At 66.1% G+C, this 19,467-nt stretch carries 15 protein-coding genes; 10 read left to right on the top strand and 5 right to left on the bottom strand.

The genetic code is table 11. From position 1 onward, the window contains the following. Positions 1–60: 60 nt before the first annotated feature. The 3 genes from gatB to gatC are packed head-to-tail and all read right to left on the bottom strand — an operon-like array spanning position 61 to position 3,317. On the bottom strand, positions 61–1,515 hold the full coding sequence (gene gatB, locus NFG58_RS12975) for an Asp-tRNA(Asn)/Glu-tRNA(Gln) amidotransferase subunit GatB (protein ID WP_124803774.1): 1,455 nt from the start codon (positions 1,513–1,515) through the stop codon (positions 61–63). Beyond that, positions 1,515–2,975 carry an Asp-tRNA(Asn)/Glu-tRNA(Gln) amidotransferase subunit GatA gene (gene gatA / locus NFG58_RS12970; protein ID WP_222569743.1) on the bottom strand — a complete coding sequence of 487 codons (1,461 nt, stop codon included), beginning with the start codon at positions 2,973–2,975 and terminating at the stop codon, positions 1,515–1,517. Before gatA ends, gatB begins: the two co-directional genes overlap by 1 nt. 54 nt (positions 2,976–3,029) lie before the next feature. Continuing rightward, positions 3,030–3,317, bottom strand: a complete 288-nt coding sequence (gatC, locus tag NFG58_RS12965; RefSeq protein ID WP_045993051.1) for an Asp-tRNA(Asn)/Glu-tRNA(Gln) amidotransferase subunit GatC — start codon at positions 3,315–3,317, stop codon at positions 3,030–3,032. Between the two features lie 177 nt (positions 3,318–3,494). Here gatC and NFG58_RS12960 point away from each other — a divergent pair, with 177 nt between their 5' ends. From NFG58_RS12960 to tldD, 7 genes are all read left to right on the top strand, one after another. After that, positions 3,495–4,532, top strand: coding sequence for a rod shape-determining protein (locus NFG58_RS12960; RefSeq protein WP_045993052.1), 1,038 nt, complete (start codon positions 3,495–3,497; stop codon positions 4,530–4,532). A gap of 77 nt (positions 4,533–4,609) precedes the next feature. Next, positions 4,610–5,506: a rod shape-determining protein MreC gene (gene mreC / locus NFG58_RS12955; protein ID WP_045993053.1), complete on the top strand. Its 897-nt coding sequence runs from the start codon at positions 4,610–4,612 to the stop codon at positions 5,504–5,506. Beyond that, positions 5,506–5,994 carry a rod shape-determining protein MreD gene (mreD, locus tag NFG58_RS12950; RefSeq protein WP_045993054.1) on the top strand — a complete coding sequence of 163 codons (489 nt, stop codon included), beginning with the start codon at positions 5,506–5,508 and terminating at the stop codon, positions 5,992–5,994. The genes mreC and mreD overlap by 1 nt, the downstream gene beginning before the upstream one ends. 46 nt (positions 5,995–6,040) lie before the next feature. Next, positions 6,041–6,691, top strand: coding sequence for a Maf family protein (locus NFG58_RS12945; protein ID WP_348826674.1), 651 nt, complete (start codon positions 6,041–6,043; stop codon positions 6,689–6,691). 189 nt (positions 6,692–6,880) lie between these two features. Next, positions 6,881–8,344: a ribonuclease G gene (gene rng / locus NFG58_RS12940; RefSeq protein WP_045993056.1), complete on the top strand. Its 1,464-nt coding sequence runs from the start codon at positions 6,881–6,883 to the stop codon at positions 8,342–8,344. 4 nt (positions 8,345–8,348) lie between these two features. Beyond that, entirely contained in the window at positions 8,349–12,275 is a 3,927-nt protein-coding gene (locus NFG58_RS12935; RefSeq protein WP_348826673.1) for an AsmA-like C-terminal region-containing protein, read from the top strand. Further along, positions 12,272–13,723 (top strand): metalloprotease TldD, encoded by a 1,452-nt coding sequence (tldD, locus tag NFG58_RS12930; protein ID WP_108448984.1) that lies wholly within the window; start codon positions 12,272–12,274, stop codon positions 13,721–13,723. The genes NFG58_RS12935 and tldD overlap by 4 nt, the downstream gene beginning before the upstream one ends. A 163-nt stretch (positions 13,724–13,886) precedes the next feature. Here the strand turns inward: tldD and yjgA are convergent, their stop codons facing one another. Next, complete coding sequence (yjgA, locus tag NFG58_RS12925; protein ID WP_348826672.1) at positions 13,887–14,390, bottom strand: ribosome biogenesis factor YjgA; 504 nt, start codon at positions 14,388–14,390, stop codon at positions 13,887–13,889. Between the two features lie 150 nt (positions 14,391–14,540). Between yjgA and pmbA the strand changes: the two genes are divergently transcribed. Then, a complete protein-coding gene (gene pmbA, locus NFG58_RS12920; RefSeq protein WP_348826671.1) occupies positions 14,541–15,881 on the top strand; it encodes a metalloprotease PmbA in 1,341 nt (446 codons plus the stop codon). Between the two features lie 168 nt (positions 15,882–16,049). Beyond that, on the top strand, positions 16,050–17,114 hold the full coding sequence (locus tag NFG58_RS12915) for a DUF1214 domain-containing protein (protein ID WP_083970432.1): 1,065 nt from the start codon (positions 16,050–16,052) through the stop codon (positions 17,112–17,114). A gap of 248 nt (positions 17,115–17,362) precedes the next feature. Here NFG58_RS12915 and NFG58_RS12910 read toward each other — a convergent pair whose 3' ends face one another. Beyond that, on the bottom strand, positions 17,363–18,637 hold the full coding sequence (locus tag NFG58_RS12910; protein ID WP_108132884.1) for an aminotransferase class I/II-fold pyridoxal phosphate-dependent enzyme: 1,275 nt from the start codon (positions 18,635–18,637) through the stop codon (positions 17,363–17,365). A 173-nt stretch (positions 18,638–18,810) separates the two neighbouring features. Between NFG58_RS12910 and NFG58_RS12905 the strand changes: the two genes are divergently transcribed. Continuing rightward, the gene (locus NFG58_RS12905; protein WP_348826670.1) at positions 18,811–19,410 is read left to right on the top strand and encodes an HD domain-containing protein; all 600 of its coding nucleotides are present in this window, start codon (positions 18,811–18,813) and stop codon (positions 19,408–19,410) included. Positions 19,411–19,467 lie beyond the last annotated feature (57 nt).

Genomic DNA, 19,467 nt, shown 5'->3' with positions numbered 1-19,467 from the left:
GGTAAAGCCAGTGGAAGCCGGCGATGGCGCTGCCATCGCCGGTGGTCGCCGTAGCGCCCATCAGCACAGGGCGTCGAGCTTTTCCTTGAGCAGGGCGTTGACCTGCTGGGGGTTGGCGGTGCCGCGTGAGGCCTTCATCACCTGGCCGACAAAGTAGCCGATCATCTTGCCGCGCTTGTCGGGCTCGGCGTCACGGTACTGGGCCACCTGGGCCGGACTGTCGCTGATCACCTGGTCGACCATGGCCTCGATGGCGCCGGTGTCGGTGACCTGCTTCAGGCCCTTGGCCTCGATGATGGCGTCGGCGCTTTCGCCTTCACCGTTCCACAGCGCCTGGAACACCTGCTTGGCGGCCTTGCCGTTGATGGTCGAGTCGATCACTCGCTTGACCAGGCCGCCGAGCTGCTCGGCGCTGACCGGGCTGTCGGAGATGTCCAGTCCGTCACGGTTGAGCGCGCCGGATAGCTCGCCCTGGACCCAGTTGGCGGCCTGCTTGGCGTCGCCACAGATGTCCTTGACCTGCTCGAAGTACTCGGCCATCTCGCGGCTGGCCGACAGCACCCCGGCGTCGTAGGCGGACAGTCCCAGCTCGCTCTGGAAGCGCGCACGCTTCTCGGCGGGCAGCTCGGGAAGACTCTCGCGCAGGTGCTCGACGTAGGCGCAGTCGAGCACCACCGGCAGCAGGTCGGGGCAGGGGAAGTAGCGGTAGTCGTTGGCTTCTTCCTTGGTCCGCATGCTGCGGGTCTCGTCGGCCTCGGGGTCGTAAAGGCGGGTTTCCTGCACCACCTTGCCGCCGTCCTCGATCAGCTCGATCTGACGCTCGACCTCGTAGGCGATGGCGCGCTCGACGAAGCGGAAGGAGTTGACGTTCTTGATCTCGGCGCGGGTGCCGAATTCCTGCTGTCCCTTGGGTCTGACCGAGACGTTGACGTCACAGCGCATCGAGCCTTCGGCCATGTTGCCGTCGGAGATGCCAAGGTAGGTGACGATGGAGTGGATCGCCTTGAGGTAGGCCGCCGCCTCCTTGGCCGAGCGCATGTCCGGCTCCGAGACGATCTCCAGCAGCGGCGTGCCGGCACGGTTCAGGTCGATGCCGGTCATGCCGTGGAAGTCTTCGTGCAGCGACTTGCCGGCGTCTTCCTCGAGGTGGGCGTGGTGCACCCGGATGATCTTGTTCTCGCCGTCCTCCAGGCAGATCTCCACTTCGCCGGCGCCGACGATGGGATGGTACATCTGGCTGGTCTGATAGCCCTTGGGCAGGTCGGCGTAGAAGTAGTTCTTGCGATCGAACACCGATACCTCGGGGATCTCGGCGTGGATGCCGAGGCCGAATTTCAACGCCATCGCCACCGCCTGTTCGTTGAGCACGGGCAGCACGCCGGGCAGGCCCAGATCAACGGCATTGGCCTGGGTGTTGGGCTCGGCACCGAAGGCGGTGGAGGAGCCGGAAAAGATCTTGGAGCGGGTCGCGAGCTGGACGTGCACCTCGAGACCAATGACGGTTTCCCACTGCATCAGGAGTTCTCCTCGGTCATCTCGGGACGCTTCAAATGCCAGTCGGTGGCCTGCTGGAACTGGTGAGCCACGTTGAGCAGACGGGTCTCGGCGAAGTGGGTGCCGAGGATCTGCAGGCCCACCGGACGCTTGCCGGCAAAGCCCGCCGGAACGCTGATGCCGGGGATGCCCGCCAGGTTGACGGCGATGGTGTAGATGTCCTGCAGGTACATCGAGACTGGGTCCTTCTGGGCGCCCAGGTCGAAGGCTGGGGTCGGCGCGGCGGGGCCCATCAGCACATCGACCTCTTCGAAGGCGTCGAGGAAGTCCTGTCGAATCAGTCGCCGAACCTGCTGGGCCTTCTTGTAGTAGGCGTCGAAGAAGCCTTCGGACAGGGTGTGGGTGCCGATCAGGATGCGTCGCTTGACCTCCTCGCCGAAGCCCTCCGCGCGGGAGCGCTTGTACAGATCGATGAGGTCTTCGGGGTTGTCGCAGCGATGGCCGAAGCGCACGCCGTCGTAGCGCGACAGGTTGGAGGAGGCCTCCGCCGGTGCGATCACGTAGTAGGCCGGGATGGCGTAGGCGGTGTGGGGCAGGCTGACCTCTCGCACGCTGGCGCCGAGCGATTCGTAGACCTTGATCGCTTCGCCGATGGCCTGGTTGACGCCGGCATCGAGGCCGTCGCCGAAGTATTCCTTGGGCAGGCCGATCTTGAGGCCGGACAGCGGCGCGCTGAGCTCCTCGGTGTAGTCGGGAACACCGCGGGCCACGCTGGTGGAGTCGCGCACGTCATGGCCGGCGATGACGTTGAGCAGGTGGGCGCAGTCTTCGGCGCTGCGGGCCATGGGGCCGCCCTGATCGAGGCTCGAGGCGTAGGCGATCATGCCGTAGCGCGAGACCCGGCCATAGGTCGGCTTGAGCCCGGTGATGCCGCAGAAGGCGGCCGGCTGGCGGATCGAGCCGCCGGTATCGGTACCCAGCGCCGCCGGCACCAGGCCCGCGGCGACGGCGGCGGCGCTGCCGCCGGAGGAGCCGCCGGGGACGGCGTCAAGATCCCAGGGGTTCTTGACCGGGCCATAGAAGCTCGACTCGTTGGAGGAGCCCATGGCGAATTCGTCCATGTTGGTCTTGCCCAGGCTGACCGTGCCGGCGGCCTTGAGCTTTTCCACCACGGTGGCGTCGTAGGGGGCGACGAAGTTGTCGAGCATCTTCGAGCCGCAGCTGGTCTTGACCCCCTGGGTACAGAAGATGTCCTTGAGTGCCAGCGGCACGCCGGTCAGGCGGCCGGCTTCGCCGCGGGCGCGGGCCTGGTCGGCGGCCTCTGCGGTCTCGAGCGCCTGGTCGGCGGTGACGCTGACGAAGCTGTTGAGCGTGCCGTCGAGGCGGTCGATGCGTCCGAGCAGATCCTGGGTCAGCTCGCGACTGGAGATCTCGCCGGCGTCGAGCGCCTGGCTGATCTCGGTCAGTGTCCTGTCATGCATGGGCCTGGCTCCCTGTATGCGTGAATCCAATGTCGAGAAGGGTGGGGCGCGGGGTCACTCGACGACCCGCGGCACCAGGTACAGGCCATTCTCGACCTGGGGAGCGCAGCGTTGGAAGTGCTCGCGCTGGTCGTTCTCGGTGACCTCGTCGGCGCGCAGGCGCTGGGTGGCATCGAGGGGGTGAGCCAGCGGGGCGACGCCTTCGGTGTCGAGCGCCTGGAGCTGATCGACCATCTCCAGGATTCGGCCGAGATCGTCGTGATAGTGGGCTGCGTCATTCTCAGAAAGGTCGATCCGGGCCAGGTGAGCGGCACGGAGGACCTCGGCGTGTTCAAGCGCCATGATCAATTCCTCGACGGAAGGGGTCCATGAAATGACCGCAGAAGGTACCACATTCGCGCGTCGTCGGGCAGGTCTTGCCGGTCAAGGGAGACGCGCATCACGCTTGCCGCTAGGGGGGGTCAGTGATACCGTTTGCGTCCGCACAGGGTTTCCGGTCTGCACTAGGTATCTTTATCCATGTTCAAACGTTTACGAGGTGTGTTTTCCAGCGATCTGTCGATCGACCTGGGGACGGCCAATACGCTCATCTATGTGCGTCATCGCGGGATCGTCCTGGATGAACCCTCCGTGGTCGCGATTCGGCAGTCCGGCAACATGCGCAGCGTTGCTGCGGTCGGCGCCGATGCCAAGCGCATGCTGGGCCGCACCCCCGGAAACATCACCGCCATTCGTCCGATGAAGGACGGCGTCATCGCCGACTTCACCGTGACCGAGCAGATGCTCCAGTACTTTATCCGCAAGGTGCATCAGAGCACCTTCCTGACGCCGAGCCCCCGAGTCCTGGTGTGCGTTCCCTGCATGTCCACGCAGGTCGAGCGTCGCGCCATCAAGGAGTCCGCCGAGGGCGCCGGTGCCCGTGAAGTCTTCCTGATCGAGGAACCCATGGCCGCGGCCATCGGGGCCGGGCTGCCGGTGGAAGAGGCGCAGGGTTCGATGGTTGTCGACATCGGTGGTGGTACCTCCGAGATTGCCATCATCTCGCTCAATGGCGTGGTCTATTCCGAGTCCATCCGCATCGGCGGCGATCGTTTCGACGAGGCCATCAGTTCCTATGTACGGCGCCACTATGGCAGCCTGATCGGCGAAGCCACCGCCGAGCGCATCAAGGAAGAGATCGGCTGTGCCTATCCGGGCGGCGAGCTGCGCGAAATCGACGTGCGCGGTCGCAACCTGGCCGAAGGCATTCCGCGCAGCTTCACCCTCAATTCCCACGAGATCCTCGACGCCCTGCAGGAGCCGCTTGGCTCCATCGTGTCGGCGGTCAAGAGCGCCCTGGAACAGTCACCGCCCGAGCTTGCATCAGACATCGCCGAGCGCGGCCTGGTGCTGACCGGTGGTGGCGCGCTGCTGCGTGATCTGGACAAGCTGATCGCCGAGGAGACCGGCCTGCCGGTGGTGGTCGCCGATGACCCGCTCACGTGCGTGGCACGTGGTGGCGGCAAGGCGCTGGAGATGATCGATCAGCACACCTTCGAGCTGCTCTCCAGCGACTGACGACGTCTGGCCCAGGACCTCCAGGGAGTCGGCCTATCAAACCGCTGTTCTCGCATGGCTCCGTGCCCGGGTACCGCATGCTGTTGTGTGCGGTGCTCGCGGGCGGGCTGATGTTTGTCGATACCCACTTCACCCGAATGGAATCGGTGCGTGCCCAGTTGTCGACGCTGGTGGCGCCGATCCAGTGGGCCGTCAGTCTGCCCAGTGACGTGCTCAACTGGGGCGCCCTGGCGCTGTCCGAGCAACGCTCGCTGGTGGAAGAGAACGCGCGACTGCGCGAGCAGCTGCTGACCCTGTCCCATCGGGTACAGCGCATGGCCAGCCTGACCGCCGAGAACGTGCGCCTGCGCGAGCTGCTCGACGCCGCCCGGGATCACGAGGTGCCTTACCTCACCGCCGAACTGCTGTCGCTGGATCCCGACCCCTTCACCCACCAGATGGTGATCGATCGTGGCCGCCGCGATGGCGTCTATGTCGGCCAGCCGGTGATGGACTCCTCCGGTATCGCCGGTCAGGTCAGCGAGCTTTCCGCCTACTCGAGCCGCGTGCTGATGCTTACCGATGCCAGTCACGCCTTGCCGATCCAGGTCAATCGCAACGGGCTTCGCTTCATCATCCAGGGTACCGGCAGCTACGACGCGCTGAAGGTGCTGCACGTGCCGGATACCGCCGACATTCGCGTCGGTGACCTGCTGATGAGCTCCGGCCTGGCCGGACGCTTTCCTGCGGGTTATCCGGTGGCCAGGGTCAGCGACGTCAGTCACGATCCTGGCGAGCCCTTCGCCACGGTCAGCGCCGCTCCCGTCGCCCAGTTGCAGCGCTCGCGTCACTTCCTTCTGCTGTTTCCGCCGGAGCCTGCGCTCGACGTCTCGCGAGGACGCTGGCACCCGGAACTGGACCCCGAGGCCGTCGAGGCAGCCCGCCGCCTGGGTGAGCTGTTGACGCCCCCCGAGCAAGACGAGGAGGACGACTGATGGCCGCTACCCCTCGCGTCAGCCTGGTGTGGGTATGGTTGACCCTGTCTCTGGCGCTGTGTCTGCAGGTCATGCCCATGGCCGACGGCTGGCAGGTCTGGCGGCCCGACTGGCTGGGCCTGATGCTGTTGTACTGGTGCATGGCACAGCCCGACCGGGTGGGCGTCTTTCATGGTTTCGTGCTGGGCCTGCTGCTGGACCTCATCGAAGGGGCGCCGCTCGGGCAGAGCGCGCTGACGCTGTCGTTGCTGGCCTTCCTCTCGGCGCTGGTATATCCCCGCTTCAGGACCTACTCGCTGCTCCAGCAGGCGGTGCTGATCTTCGTCCTGCTGGGACTGGTGCAGTTGGTGGAACAGTGGCTGCGTACCCTGTTCGGCCCGTTTTCCATGCACCTGTCGTTTCTGATGCCATCGTTGATCGGGGCGGCGCTGTGGCCTTGGCTGGCGACCCTGTTCAAGGCCATCGGCCGGCGTTCCGCCAAGACCTGAATCCCTCATGACCTGAGCCCCCACGAAAGCGTTGGAGACGCAAGCAATGAGTGAGCCCCTCGATGCTGATGTGAATTCCCCGGTGCTGCGCCTGGCCTCTGCCTCGCCCCGGCGGCGTGAGCTGCTGGCGAGCATCGGTGTGGCGGTGGAGATCGCGCCGGTGGATATCGACGAGACGCCGCATCCTGGTGAAGCGGCCCGGGATTACGTCGCCCGCCTGGCCCGGGCCAAGGCCGTGGCTGGGGCAGAAGCCGAGACTGGGTCTGAGTCCAGGTCCAGGCGTGAGACGGGCCTCGACTTGCCGGTGCTGGGCTCCGACACGTCGGTAGTGCGCGACGGCGAGATTCTCGGCAAGCCTGTCGACGCCGAGGACGCCTTTGTCATGCTGCGCTCGCTGTCCGGGCGCTGGCATCAGGTGATGACCTCGGTGGCGGTCAGCGGACCCGCCGGGGTGCTCGAGGCAACGGTCGTCAGCGATGTGCTGATGCGTGAGCTCCAGGACGACGAGATTCGCAACTACTGGCGCACCGGTGAGCCTGCCGACAAGGCAGGCGGTTACGCCATCCAGGGGCTCGCCTCGATCTTCGTCGAGCGCGTCGAAGGCAGCTATTCCGCGGTGGTGGGGCTGCCGCTCTACGAGACGGCGAGCCTGCTGCGCCGACAGCGCGTGCCTGTGTGGAACGGCGCTTTATTGTGACGGTGTCGTGAGGGTGGCGTGAAGGTGTAGTGGCGCCGCCGCTCGACGAGACGGCGAGCCACCCGCTGGGCCACCGGCAGGCGTGTGCTGCTTCAGTCGAGCCGGACGGGAGGTCCGGCGCCAGCGCCATCGCAACCGCCAGCGGCTATGTCATAATGGCGCCAGACATCAAAGGACAAGGACTGCCGAATGAGTGGTGAAGTACTCATCAACCTGACGCCCATGGAAACCCGCGTGGCCGTGGTGGAGAACGGCGTGCTGCAGGAGGCCTTCATAGAGAGGGCCAGGCGTCGTGGCATCGTCGGCAATATCTACCAGGGCAAGGTGGTGAGGGTACTGCCCGGCATGCAGGCGGCCTTTGTCGATATTGGCCTGTCTCGTGCAGCCTTCATTCACGCCCACGATGTCGGTGAGCACAGCGCCAACGGTGATGACCAGCCGTCCATCTCGCAGCTCTTGCATGAAGGCCAGTCGCTGGTGGTTCAGGTCACCAAGGACCCCATCGGCTCCAAGGGCGCTCGCCTGACCACCCACTTGTCGGTACCGTCGCGCTACCTGGTGTACATGCCGGACTCGCCTCATAACGGCGTGTCCCAACGCATCGAGGACGAGACCGAGCGCGAGCGCCTGCGCGGTCTGGTCGAGGAAGCCGCGGCCGAGCAGCAGATCGAGGTCTCCGGTGGCTTTATCGTGCGCACCGCCGCCGAGGGCGTGACGCTCGAGGAGATGGTCGCCGACATGCACTTCCTGCTGCGGCTGTGGCGCAAGGTCAGCGAACGCCGGCTGACCGCGCCGGCGCCCAGCGTCATCTACGACGATCTGCCGTTGTTCATGCGCACCCTGCGCGACGTCATGCGCGACGATATCGAGAAGGTGCGCATCGACTCCCGCGAAAACCACGTCAAGCTGGTCGAGTTCGCCGAGGAGTTCATGCCCTCGGCGGTGGGACGCATCGAACACTACGCCGGCGAGCGACCGATCTTCGACCTGTACAGCGTCGAGGACGAGATCCAGAAGGCGCTGGCGCGCAAGGTCCAGCTCAAGTCCGGCGGCTACCTGGTGATCGACCCCACCGAGGCGATGACCACCATCGACGTCAACACCGGCGCCTACGTTGGTCACCGCAACCTCGAAGAAACCATCTTCAAGACCAACCTCGAGGCGGCCACCGCCATCGCCCGTCAACTGCGTCTGCGCAATCTCGGCGGCATCATCATCATCGACTTCATCGACATGGTGGACACCGAGCACCAGCGCCAGGTGCTGAGGATGCTCGAGAAGTCGCTGGAACGGGATCACGCCAAGACCAAATGCACCGGCGTCACCGAGTTGGGGCTGGTACAGCTGACCCGCAAACGCACCCGTGAAAGCCTCGAGCAGACCCTGTGCGAGCCGTGTCCTTCCTGCCAGGGCAGGGGCACCCTCAAGACGCCGGAATCGGTGTGCTACGAGATATTTCGCGAGATCCTGCGTGAAGAGCGCGCCTACAACGCCGAAACCTATGCGGTGCTGGCCTCCCAGGCGGTGGTGGACCGGCTGCTCGACGAGGAGTCGGCCGCGGTCGCCGATCTCGAGGAATTTATCGGCAAGACCATTCGTTTTCAGGTCGAGACCCACTATTCCCAGGAGCAGTACGACATCGTGCTGATGTGATCCGATGAGGCCGATCCGCCTGCTGACTCGCTGGTTGTTGACGCTGGTGGCGGTAGTGCTGGCGATGGCCGCGCTGCTGTCGCTGGTGCTGCGTGTGTCGCTGGGCCAGGTCGATCGCCTCGAGGATCGACTGGTCGAGATGATAGCGTCGCGCTTCGAGGCGGAGACCCATCTGGTGAGTCTCGAAGGCAGTCTGCATGGCCTCGACCCCGGCTTGACCCTTGACGGGCTGCGACTCGAGGCCGAAGACGCCACGGGCAGCTATCCGTTGTTGCAGGTCGAGCGCGGTGAAGTGCGCCTGGACACCCTGGCGAGCCTTGACGAGGGGCTGCCGGTGGTCGACAAGGCCCACTTCCAGGGCGTCACCCTCCATCTTTATCAGGACCGCGAACGTCGTTGGCTGTGGCCACAGCCGGCGCGTATCCCCCCCGAACTGATGCCCGAAGGGCAGTTTGACCTCGAGCGTCTGGACTTCTGGGTCGGCGTCATGCTGCGCCAACGTGCCTGGGTCGATGACCTGCGCGTGGTGCTGCACGGGCGCCGCGAGGTGACCACCCTGCATGCGCCGCGGCTGTTGATGACCGGCGATGAGATGCGCACCCATATCGAGGGTGAGGTATTCATCGAGGATCGCGACGCCGAGGCCATGGAGATCGTCATGGCCTTGACGCCGGGCAGTCGCGAGGCGAGCAATTTCAGCGCCGCCCTGCAGGGCACCATGCAGCTCGACAGCCTGACCGGCTTGTCACGACTGATCGGCATCGAGGACGTGCTGCGTTTCGACGAGGCCAGCGGGGACGCCACCGTCTGGGCGCGCTGGGATAACGGACGCCTGGCGGATGTGCGCCTCGATGTACTGGCACCGCGCCTGGCGCTCAATCAGCGCGACGAGATGGCGGCAGCGGTCGCCCAGGAGATGGGCGAGGGCTCGCCTGGTGGCATCGTGCTCAACGGGGCCGAATTGCGCGGTCAGTGGCTGAGACGCGACGTCGATGACTGGGAGGCCTGGTTCGAGGGTGACGCCGAAGACGTGAGCTGGACCGGCGACGACGGCGAAACCGCGCCGGAAGGTGGCGCCTTGCCCCAGTACTGGCACGTGGCAAGCCGCGAAAACGGCTGGTGGGCCAACGCCAGCGGCTTCGAGCTGGGTGCACTGGCGCAGTGGCGCGAGCGTCTGCGCCTGCCTGAGGGCCTGGCCCGGGCGGTGGACGCCTTGAAGCCCCGCGGTCAGGTGACCGGGCTGGGCTTTGGCAGGCTCGATGACGAATGGCGTGCCCGGGTCAGCGCGCTGGGGGTCGAGGTCGATCCCTGGGAGAGTGCGCCCGGCGGCGGCCCGCTGGATGTCTGGGTGGAAGCCGACGGCACCCGTGGTCGAGTGGACTTCGTCGACGCTGGCCAGGCATCGATGCATTTCCCTGAGCTGTTTGCCGCCCCCATGCAGCTCGACTACGCCACCGGCGAGGTGATCTGGTCCTACGACGGGCCGCGCAGCTTCGTCAGTGGACGCGACCTCAAGGTCGGCTGGCGCGACGCCGAGGTGGAAGGGGGCTTTGGTCTGGCCATCGCCGCCGATCGTCGCGGCGGCTTCGGTCTTGAGCTGGACATGCGCGACGTCAACGCCCGGGATATCGCCTTGAGCGAGTGGTTGCCGATGCCGCTGTTGCGCAACGATGTGGACGCCGAACTCGCGGACTGGCTGGCCAGTGGTCTGGCCGGGCGGGTGCCCCAGGGGCAGCTGCGCCTGCACGTGCCGCTGCGTGAGCAGGACGACCTCGACAGCGAGAAGCTCGACAGCAGTCTCAGCCTGGATCTGGATATCGTCGAGGGGCGGGTGCCCTACGCCGAAGGCTGGCCGGCGCTTACCAACGTCAGCGGTCACCTGTCCGTCGAGGATGACAGTCTGGAGGCGCGCGTCGACCATGCCGAGAGCCAGGGCGTGAAGACCGAAGGCGCCAGCGTCAAACTGGCCGACGAGGTCCTCAGCGTCGAAGGGCCGCTGTCGGCGTCGCTGACGCAGTTGCTGGCATTTCTTGAAGAGATGCCGGTGGAGGGCGCCGAGGCCGCCAGTAACTGGCGCGGCGAGGGTAGTGTGACTGGCCAGTTGTCGCTGTCGCTGCCGATGGCCGACCCGGATGCCCTGGACCTGAAGGTCGAGGCCGACGCCCGGGCGTCGAGGGTCGTGCATCAGGGCACCGAGCTCGAGTTCGAGAACGTCAGCGGCCCCCTGACCTGGTCCCAGCAGGGCGAAGAAGGTGGATTGTCCGGTCGTCTTGAGGGCCAGGTGCTCGGTGGTAGCGTGGCGGCCGACCTTCAGGGCCGCAACGATAGCGTGGCGCTGTCCGGACGCGCCGATGCGCCGGCGCTGCTGGACTGGGCGGGGCTCGAGCCTGGGGTACTGCTGTCGGGCTCCTTCCCCTGGCAAGGCCGGCTTGAGCTCGATGCCCAGCGTCTGTCGCTGGAAAGCACCCTGGAGGGGCTGTCGATCGAACTACCGGCACCGCTGGGCAAGCGTGCCACCCAGACGGTACCGCTCAAGCTGGACCTGAGCCTCGGCGATTCTCCGGTGTTGAGCGGCCAGTACGGGCGCGATGTCGGCGCCCGTTGGCGCGCCGCCGGGCCCGGCGGCAGCCAGGGTCAGCTGTGGGTCGGTCGGGCGGCACCTGGCGCTTGGCCCGGTGAGCCGGGGTGGTCGGTGCTGGCCTATCTGCAGCGACTCGATCTGGGCGCCTGGGCCGACGCCCTGAAGCCCTTGGCCGGTGCCATGCCGGAAGGCGGCTCCAGTGGCGGCGGCGGAGCGGGACTGTCACGCCTGGAGGCCCGCACCGACTGCCTGAGCGACGGCGATCGTTGTCTCGGCACGCTGACCATCGACGCCAGTCCCCGCTTCAGCCGAGGTGCCAGGCAGTGGCAGGCGGCGCTCGGCGGAAGCCTGGTCGACGGCCAGGTGACCTACCGCCCGGGCACTACCCAGCCATTGGTGCTCGATCTCGATCGACTGGTGCTGGACAACTTGATTCCCGAGAGCGGGAAAACGGCGGTTCAGGGTGCCGAGTCCGGCTCTTTGTTCGGTGAGCTTGAAGTCGCCAGCGCGCCTGCGGCCTTCCCGCAGCGAGTGCGCGAGCTGCCCGACGGGCGTCTCGATATCGACAATATTCTGTACCAGGGCAATCGGGTCGGGCCCTTCAACGGCGCATGGCGTTCCAGCAGTGATCGGCTGTCGGTCGAGCCGGTATCCCTCACTCTTGGCGAGGTCACGGCAGAGGGGTCGCTGGTATGGGAGGCCTCCGGTAGTCAGGCCAGCCTGACACGCTCGCGACTGGCGCTCACCGGGGGCGATCCCGGGACCGCGCTAGCGGCGCTCGGGCAGGACGTGGCGGTACGCGCCGAAAGACTCGACGTGGACAGTCAGCTGGCCTGGCCGGGGGCCCCCTGGCAGTTTGCGCTGGCCCGATCACGCGGTAGCCTGAACGTCGATATGGTCGACGGGACCTTTGCCAATATCAGCTCGCCCTCGGCCAAGGTGGTGGGACTGCTCAACGTCGACAACCTGCTGCGGCGCCTGCGTCTGGATTTCTCGGACGTCACCGGTGAGGGTACCGCCTTCGACCGTGTCAGTGGTGCCGCGACCCTGTATGGTGGAGTGTTGGAAACCGAAGGGCCGATTCGTATCGATGGCCCCGCCACCGACTTTACCCTGGACGGCTCCGCCGACCTGGCGCGACGTCAGCTCGACCTGATGCTCGGCGTGACCGTGCCGGTCAGCAACAACCTGCCGCTGGCAGCCGTGGCCGTAGGGGCGCCCGTCGTGGGCGGTGCCCTGTTTGTGGCCGACAAGCTGTTCGGCGACGTCATCGACCGGGTGACGCGAATTCACTATCTGGTGCAGGGTCCCTGGACCTCGCCCCGGATCACTCTGGAAAGTGCTCAATGACATCTCAAGCTGCATCCTTCGATGAGGCCGTGGCCACCCTGTTGACCCCGGGAGGCCTCGATCTCGGCGGTCTCGACACGGGTCTCCGGCACGCTCTGGGCCCTGGCATCGACTACGCCGATCTGTACTTTCAGCGGACCTGGCAAGAGGGCTGGGTGCTGGAGGACGGCGAGGTCAAGGAAGCCAGCTACAACATCGACGGTGGCGTCGGGGTGCGCGCCATGGCCGGCGAGAAGACCGGCTTCGCCTACTCCAACCAGATCAACGCCGATGCCCTGGCCGAGACGGGCCGCACCGCTTCGGGCATCGTGCGCAGCGGCGCCACCCTGACCCAGGCGCCACGCATCCAGGTCAGTGCCGAGCCGCGCTACGCGGGCATCGACCCGCTGTCAGGGCTGTCGGCCGAAGACAAGGTCGCCATGCTCAAGCTGGCCGACCGGGTGGCCCGGGCTGCCGATCCCAGCGTGTCCCAGGTCAGCGCCTCGCTGTCCGGCGTCTACGAAGTGGTACTGGTCAGCGCCAGTGACGGCACCGTCGCCGCCGACGTGCGCCCGCTGGTGAGGCTCAATGTCAGTGTCATCGCGGTCAAGAACGGCCGGCGTGAACGCGGCAGTGCCGGTGGTGGCGGCCGCTACCCCATGGCGAGGCTGCGCGACGAAGGCGTCGCCGAGACCTACGCCAGGGAAGCGGTGCGTCAGGCGCTGGTCAACCTGGAGGCGACCGATGCCCCCGCCGGACAGATGCCGGTGGTGCTGGGGGCCGGCTGGCCCGGCATCCTGCTGCACGAGGCGGTGGGCCATGGCCTCGAGGGCGACTTCAATCGCAAGGGCAGCTCGGCCTTCGCCGGCCGTATCGGCGAGCGCGTGGCGTCGCCCGGCGTCACCGTGGTCGACGACGGCACCCTGATGGACCGCCGTGGTTCGATGTCGGTGGACGACGAGGGCACCCCCAGCCAATGCACCACCCTGATCGAGGACGGCATCCTTACCGGCTACATGCAGGACAAGCTGAACGCCCGCTTGATGGGCATGGCGCCCACCGGTAACGCCCGTCGCGAATCCTTCGCCCATATGCCGATGCCGCGCATGACCAATACCTACATGCGCGCCGGCATGGACGACCCCCAGGACATCATCAAGAGCGTCTCGCGCGGGCTTTACGCGGTCAGCTTCGGCGGCGGCCAGGTGGACATCACCTCGGGCAAGTTCGTGTTCTCGGCGAGCGAAGCCTACCTGATCGAGGACGGTCGGATCACCGCGCCGGTCAAGGGGGCGACGCTGATCGGCAATGGCCCCGAAGCGATGGGCCAGGTCTCGATGATCGGCCACGACATGGAACTGGATACCGGTATCGGGGTGTGCGGCAAGGAAGGACAGGGGGTGCCGGTGGGCGTCGGTCAGCCGACCCTCAAGCTCGACGAGTTGACCGTGGGTGGCACCCAATCCTGATACAGCCGAGGCAAGCTGGCTGAGCGACAAGGCGGCGCCGACGGAGGTGTCGGCGCCAAGGCGGAGCCTGCAGGACCTAGGCGCTTTTCAGAAAAGCCCTAGGGCGGTGGCGGTAACGCCGTCGAGCGCAGTCACTCGTCAGACTGGCCCTCGAGCCCGGCGGTTAGAGCCCGGCGGTATCACGCAATAGCTTGTAGAGCCGCTTGGCGTTGGTGGGGGGCTTGTTCTGCTCGCGCTCCTTGCGGGCGTTGCGGATCAGCTGACGCAGCGCCTGGCGATCGGTCTGGGGATAGTCTTCGAGGAAGGGTTCGACGGCGTCATCACCTTCTTCGATCAGGCGATCACGCCACTTTTCCAGGCGCAGGAAGGCATGGTCGCGCTGGACCTGGGCCTTCTCGATGTCGTCGAAGACCGCCTGGATGGCCTCCAGGTCTTCCTTGCGCATCAGCTTGCCGACGTACTGCATATGGCGGCGTCTGGCCTCGCGGGCACGAATGCGGTCGGTCTCGTCGATGGCGCGAAGCAGATCGTCCGACAGCGGGAAGCGGGCGCGCTCCTCGGGCTTCATCGCGATGAAGCGCTCGCCCAGCGCCTGCAGCTCGTGCATCTCCCGCTTGAGCTGGGACTTGCTGGGGCGGTCGTCGGGGGAAAGGTCATCCTGGGTCATACCGGGTCCCTGGTGAAGGCATCGGGGAAAATCGAAAAGGCGGTGGTCGCGCCGGGCGCGACGTCCGCGAAAGTATACCAGCCTGTGGCGCCCGAGGCGCCGCAGGATGACAGTCTCAGCCGACCCCTATGGTCGGACAAGGAGTACAAGATGACACAGGCGTTTGATGCCAGAGCCCAGCAGGCGGTGCTGGAAAGTCGTGCCGAGACCGCGCTCGAGCTTGCTCGGCGACTGGGTGCGGATGCCTGCGAGGTCGGCGCCAGCGTCGATCAGGGCACCGGTGTAAGCGTGCGCGAGGGCGATGTGGAGTCGGTGGAACTGTCCCGCGATCAGGGCATCGCCGTCACCGTCTATCTGGGCAAGCGCAAGGGCAGCGCCTCGTCCACCGACGCCAGCGACGCCTCGATCAAGAGCGTGGTCGAGAAGGCCATCGCCATCGCCCGCTACACCGGCGAGGATCCTGCCTCCGGGCTTGCCGACGCCGAGCTGATGGCGACCGAATTGCCGGATCTCGACGTCCATCACCCCTGGGCGCTGGACACCGACAAGGCGATAGAGCTGGCGCTTGCCTGCGAGGCGGCGGGCCTGGCCGAGCCGGGTATCCGCAGCTCCGACGGCGCCAGCCTGTCGAGCGGCGAGGGCGTTCGCGTCTACGCCAACAGCCATGGTTTTCTCGGCAGCCAGCGCGGCAGCCGTCACTCGCTTTCCTGCCTGCTGATCGCCGAGGACGCATCCGGCATGCAGCGGGACTACGACTACACCAGCGCCCGGGATCCACGGGCGCTGCGTGACCCGGCGGAGGTCGGCCGCAGTGCCGCCGAGCGTACGCTACGGCGCCTCGGGGGGCAGCGCCCCCAGACCGGGCGCTTCCCGGTCATGTTCGACCCGACCCTGGCAAGCGGCCTGATCGGCCACCTGATGTCGGCCCTGGCCGGCGGCGCTATCTACCGCGACGCCTCCTTCCTGTGTGGACGCCTGGGTGAGACCCTGTTTCCCGAGTGGTTCAGCCTCGCCGAGCAGCCGATGCTGGTGGGTGGCATGGCCAGCAGTCCGTTCGACGGCGACGGCGTCCAGACCCGCAACAATCGCTTTATCGAGCAGGGGCGTCTGGCCAGCTACATGCTGTCGGCCTACAGCGCGCGTCGGCTCGGCATGCAGACCACCGCCAACGCCGGCGGGGCACGCAACCTGCGCCTCGAGGCGCCGCTGGAAAGCCGCGAGGCGCTGCTCTCGAAGATGGATCGGGGCGTACTGGTCACGGAGCTGATGGGGCAGGGCGTCAACGGCGTCACCGGTGACTATTCCCGCGGTGCGGCCGGTTTCTGGGTCGAGAACGGCCAGATTCAGCATCCCGTCGAGGAGTTCACCATCGCCGGCAACCTGGCAGGCATGTTCCAGGGTCTGGTGGGACTGGGGGATGATATCGATACCCGTGGCAGCATCCACAGCGGTAGCTGGTTGATCGATGAGATGACCATCGCCGGTAGCTGACAGTCTCTGGAAACGTCAATTCACTGCTTACTGAGTAGTGAGACCTGCGGCGGCCCTCGGGGCCGCCGTTTTCATGCCGTTGAGTCCTTCGTGCCGCGAAGACGCTATGCTGAGCCAGAGGCAGGGCTCTGGCCACCAGGGCTCGCGACCGACAATCGGGGTGCGGGGATGACAATGAAGTGGTTTTTCTGGCTGCTGCTGGCAATGGCAAGCGGCCTGGTCTCGAACGCAGTGGCAGGGACCGCAGAGGCCACCGAGCCATCCAGCTCGGACGGTGCGGTCAATCTGGATACCTATGTGCGGGCGCAGACCGACACTCACTTCCAGAACTATGCCGATGATGGCTATTTTGGCAGCCTGCGGCATGACCGCGCGCCGTTGCCGGTAGACGCCGAGGTGGTTCGGGTCAATCGGGATATCCTGCACAGCGTCGGCGTCTTCGATCTGGCCTCACCGGTGACCTTCACCGCCCCGGCCAGCGCGACCCGACTGCAGTCCATGCAGGTGGTCAATCAGGACCACTACACCCCGATGATGTCCTACGGCGGACGCGAGATCGTGCTGGATGAAGAGAGCGTCGGTTCGCGCTATGCCCTGGTCATGTTCCGTACCCAGGTGGACGCCGACTCGAGCGCGGACATCGCCGAAGCCAACGCGCTGCAGGATGCCATCGAGTGGTCCCAGGATGACGCGGGAGAGCTGTCATTGCCCGAGTGGGATATGGAGCGACTGAGCGAGGTAAGAGAGGCGGTGCTTGGTCTGTCGCCCTTTATCTCCGGCAGCCACGGCATGTTTGGCGCCGAAGACAGCGTCGACCCGGTGCGGCATCTGTGGGGGACGGCCGCGGGTTGGTTGGGCCAGCCCATCGAGGACGCCTACTACGTCACCGTCAGCCCGCTTCACAATGATGGCGAGACGCCTCAGGTGCTGATTCTGCCGGTGGACGTGCCGGTCACCGGGTTCTGGTCGGTGACCGTCTATGACGCCAGAGGGCGTCTGATCGAGGGCGCCGAAGGGGCGCACTCCCTGACCAGTGTCGAGGCCGACGCCAACGAGGATGGTTCGGTAACCCTCCACTTTGGCGGCGACCCCCAGGCACCCAACCACCTGGCGATCGCCCCGGGATGGACGTACACACTGCGCTTCTACCGCCCGGCAGAAGCCCTGATCAAGGGCGATTGGCTGCCACCATCACCGACCCCCGTGGGGCTACCAGTGCCGGGTTCTGGCTAGGTAAAAGGTAAGCCAAAGTTGAACGTCCATCCCTGTGGATGGACGCTGTCACCAACACCTGCTGCGCTTCTACCGCCCGGCAGAAGCCCTGATCAAGGGCGATTGGCTGCCACCGTCGCCGACCCCGGTGGGGCTACCAGTGCCGGGCTCCGGCTAGATATAAAGCTCGGGCTGGATACAAGAAGAGGAACGTCCATCCCTGTGGATGGACGCTGTCACCTACACCTGCTGCGCTTCTACCGCCCGGGCTAGCCCTGAGACGCCTTGAGCGCCTGGTCCAGGTCCGCCATCAGATCGTCGACATGCTCGATGCCGACAGACAGGCGCACCATGTCCGCGGTGACCCCGGCGGCGGCCAGTTCCTCATCATTGAGCTGGCGATGGGTAGTCACCGCCGGAATCGCCGAGCAGGTCTTGGCGTCACCGATATTGACCAAGCGCAGGATCAGCCCCAGCGCGTCGTAGAAGCGCACCCCGGCGTCTCGTCCGCCCTTGATGCCGAAGCTCAAGATGCCGGAGGCCTGGCCGTTCATGTAGCGCTTGGCCAGTTCGTGGTCCTTGTGATGTGAAAGGCCAGCGTACTTGACCCAGGACACCGCCTCGTGGCCCTCGAGGTACTCGGCGATGGTCTGGGTGTTGGCACAGATGCGCTCGATACGCAGCGCCAGTGTCTCGAGACCCTGCAGCAGATTCCAGGCGGCCTGGGCGCTGAGGGCCGCCCCCATGTTGCGCAGTGGCACGACCCTGGCGCGGGCGATAAAGGCCGCGTCGCCGACGTCTCGGGTATAGCTGATGCCGTGATAGGAGGGGTCGGGCTCGTTGAGCAGCGCAAAGCGTTCGGCATGGCTGGCCCAGGGGAAGCGACCGGAATCGACGATCACGCCGCCCACGGTGGTGCCGTGGCCACCGATATACTTGGTCGCGGAGTGCACCACGATATCGGCGCCGTGTTCGATCGGGCGCCACAGGAAGGGCGTGGCCACGGTGTTGTCGACGATCAGCGGGACACCGTTGTCGTGGGCCACCTGGGCGAGTGCGGCGATGTCCACCACACTGCCAGACGGGTTGCCGATACTTTCGCAGAACACCGCCTTGGTACGCTCATCGATGCGATCGGCGATGCCGGCGAGGTCGTCCTTGTCGGCGAAGCGGACCTCGATGCCCTGGCGCGGCAGGGTGTGGGCAAAGAGGTTGTAGGTACCGCCGTAGAGTTCGCTGATCGAGACGATATTGTCGCCGCTTTCGGCAAGCGTCTGGATGGTATAGGTAATGGCGGCCATGCCGGAGGCCACCGCCAGGCCGGCGATACCACCTTCCAGGGCGGCCACACGATTTTCCAGCACCGCGCAGGTGGGGTTCATGATGCGCGAATAGATGTTGCCCTCGACCTTGAGATCGAACAGGTCGGCGGCATGCTGGGCATCATCGAAGGAAAACGAGGTGGTCTGGTGGATCGGGACCGCGACAGAGTGCTGGTCGTCAGGGGCGTAGCCGTGGTGCAGGGCGAGGGTTTCGCGTTTCATGGCAGTTCCTTTGATGGCGGTTCCTGGTCGGCCAGGGGAGCGCCTGATGGCGTCTTGGGGTCGGGTCTGACAGCCTAAGCCGCGGCGGCCGAGGCCTCAATCAGCAAAAGGTGCTGGACCGGCAATGGGCCTGACCGGGGCGCACGATAAAGAAACGACACGGGAGCGACAGCGTGGACACACCCTCCAGCGACGCAAGCGAGATCTCGGGCATCGACACCGTTGAGGCGGCGCGGCTCTTCGCCACGGCGGCTCACGGCGCCATCGGTCAGCGGCGCAAGTACCTGGACACCCCCTACATCGAGCATCCCGCCGCTGTGGCAGCGCTGGTCAGCCGCCACTGTCCCGGCGAACCCGCCATGGTTGCCGCCGCCTGGTTGCACGATGTACTGGAGGACACCCAGGTGACGGCCCAGACACTGGGCGACAACTTCGGGGAAGAGGTGACCGCGCTGGTGTTGGCGCTAAGCGATCTCGAAGGGCCTGAGGTGGGCAACCGCGCCGTGCGCAAGCGCTTGGCGCTGGAGCGTCTGGCACAAGCCGGCGCCCGCGCCCAGACCATCAAGTACGCCGACCTGATCCACAACACCGGCTCTATCGTCGAGCATGACCCGGGATTTGCACGCCTCTACCTGAAGGAAAAGCGAGCCCTGCTCGAGGCCATGACCGAGGGGGATGCCGGCCTTCGTCGCCTGGCCTGGGAGGTGCTTGAGCAGGCCGAGGACCGTCTTCGACAGCGCCGACAACAGGGAGAGAGCCCCACCGGCAGGTGAGGCTCTTGGTACCTCCTGCGAGAGCGACAGGAGCTGGCGGGAACCGCCTGTGCTCTT

It is taken from the genome of Halomonas sp. RT37 (assembly GCF_040070525.1).
In the GTDB taxonomy this organism is placed as follows: domain Bacteria; phylum Pseudomonadota; class Gammaproteobacteria; order Pseudomonadales; family Halomonadaceae; genus Halomonas; species Halomonas litopenaei.
This window is presented reverse-complemented; position numbering and strand designations above follow the sequence as displayed.

Bases quoted from the DNA above. Each gene is read 5' to 3' on its own strand.
- gatC (WP_045993051.1), bottom strand. From the start codon at position 3,317: ATGGCGCTTGAACACGCCGAGGTCCTCCGTGCCGCTCACCTGGCCCGG.
- NFG58_RS12960 (WP_045993052.1), top strand. From the start codon at position 3,495: ATGTTCAAACGTTTACGAGGTGTGTTTTCCAGCGATCTGTCGATCGAC.
- NFG58_RS12915 (WP_083970432.1), top strand. From the start codon at position 16,050: ATGACAATGAAGTGGTTTTTCTGGCTGCTGCTGGCAATGGCAAGCGGC.
- NFG58_RS12935 (WP_348826673.1), top strand. From the start codon at position 8,349: ATGAGGCCGATCCGCCTGCTGACTCGCTGGTTGTTGACGCTGGTGGCG.
- NFG58_RS12945 (WP_348826674.1), top strand. From the start codon at position 6,041: ATGAGTGAGCCCCTCGATGCTGATGTGAATTCCCCGGTGCTGCGCCTG.
- yjgA (WP_348826672.1), bottom strand. From the start codon at position 14,390: ATGACCCAGGATGACCTTTCCCCCGACGACCGCCCCAGCAAGTCCCAG.
- mreC (WP_045993053.1), top strand. From the start codon at position 4,610: ATGCTGTTGTGTGCGGTGCTCGCGGGCGGGCTGATGTTTGTCGATACC.
- mreD (WP_045993054.1), top strand. From the start codon at position 5,506: ATGGCCGCTACCCCTCGCGTCAGCCTGGTGTGGGTATGGTTGACCCTG.
- pmbA (WP_348826671.1), top strand. From the start codon at position 14,541: ATGACACAGGCGTTTGATGCCAGAGCCCAGCAGGCGGTGCTGGAAAGT.
- rng (WP_045993056.1), top strand. From the start codon at position 6,881: ATGAGTGGTGAAGTACTCATCAACCTGACGCCCATGGAAACCCGCGTG.
- gatB (WP_124803774.1), bottom strand. From the start codon at position 1,515: ATGCAGTGGGAAACCGTCATTGGTCTCGAGGTGCACGTCCAGCTCGCG.
- tldD (WP_108448984.1), top strand. From the start codon at position 12,272: ATGACATCTCAAGCTGCATCCTTCGATGAGGCCGTGGCCACCCTGTTG.
- gatA (WP_222569743.1), bottom strand. From the start codon at position 2,975: ATGCATGACAGGACACTGACCGAGATCAGCCAGGCGCTCGACGCCGGC.
- NFG58_RS12910 (WP_108132884.1), bottom strand. From the start codon at position 18,637: ATGAAACGCGAAACCCTCGCCCTGCACCACGGCTACGCCCCTGACGAC.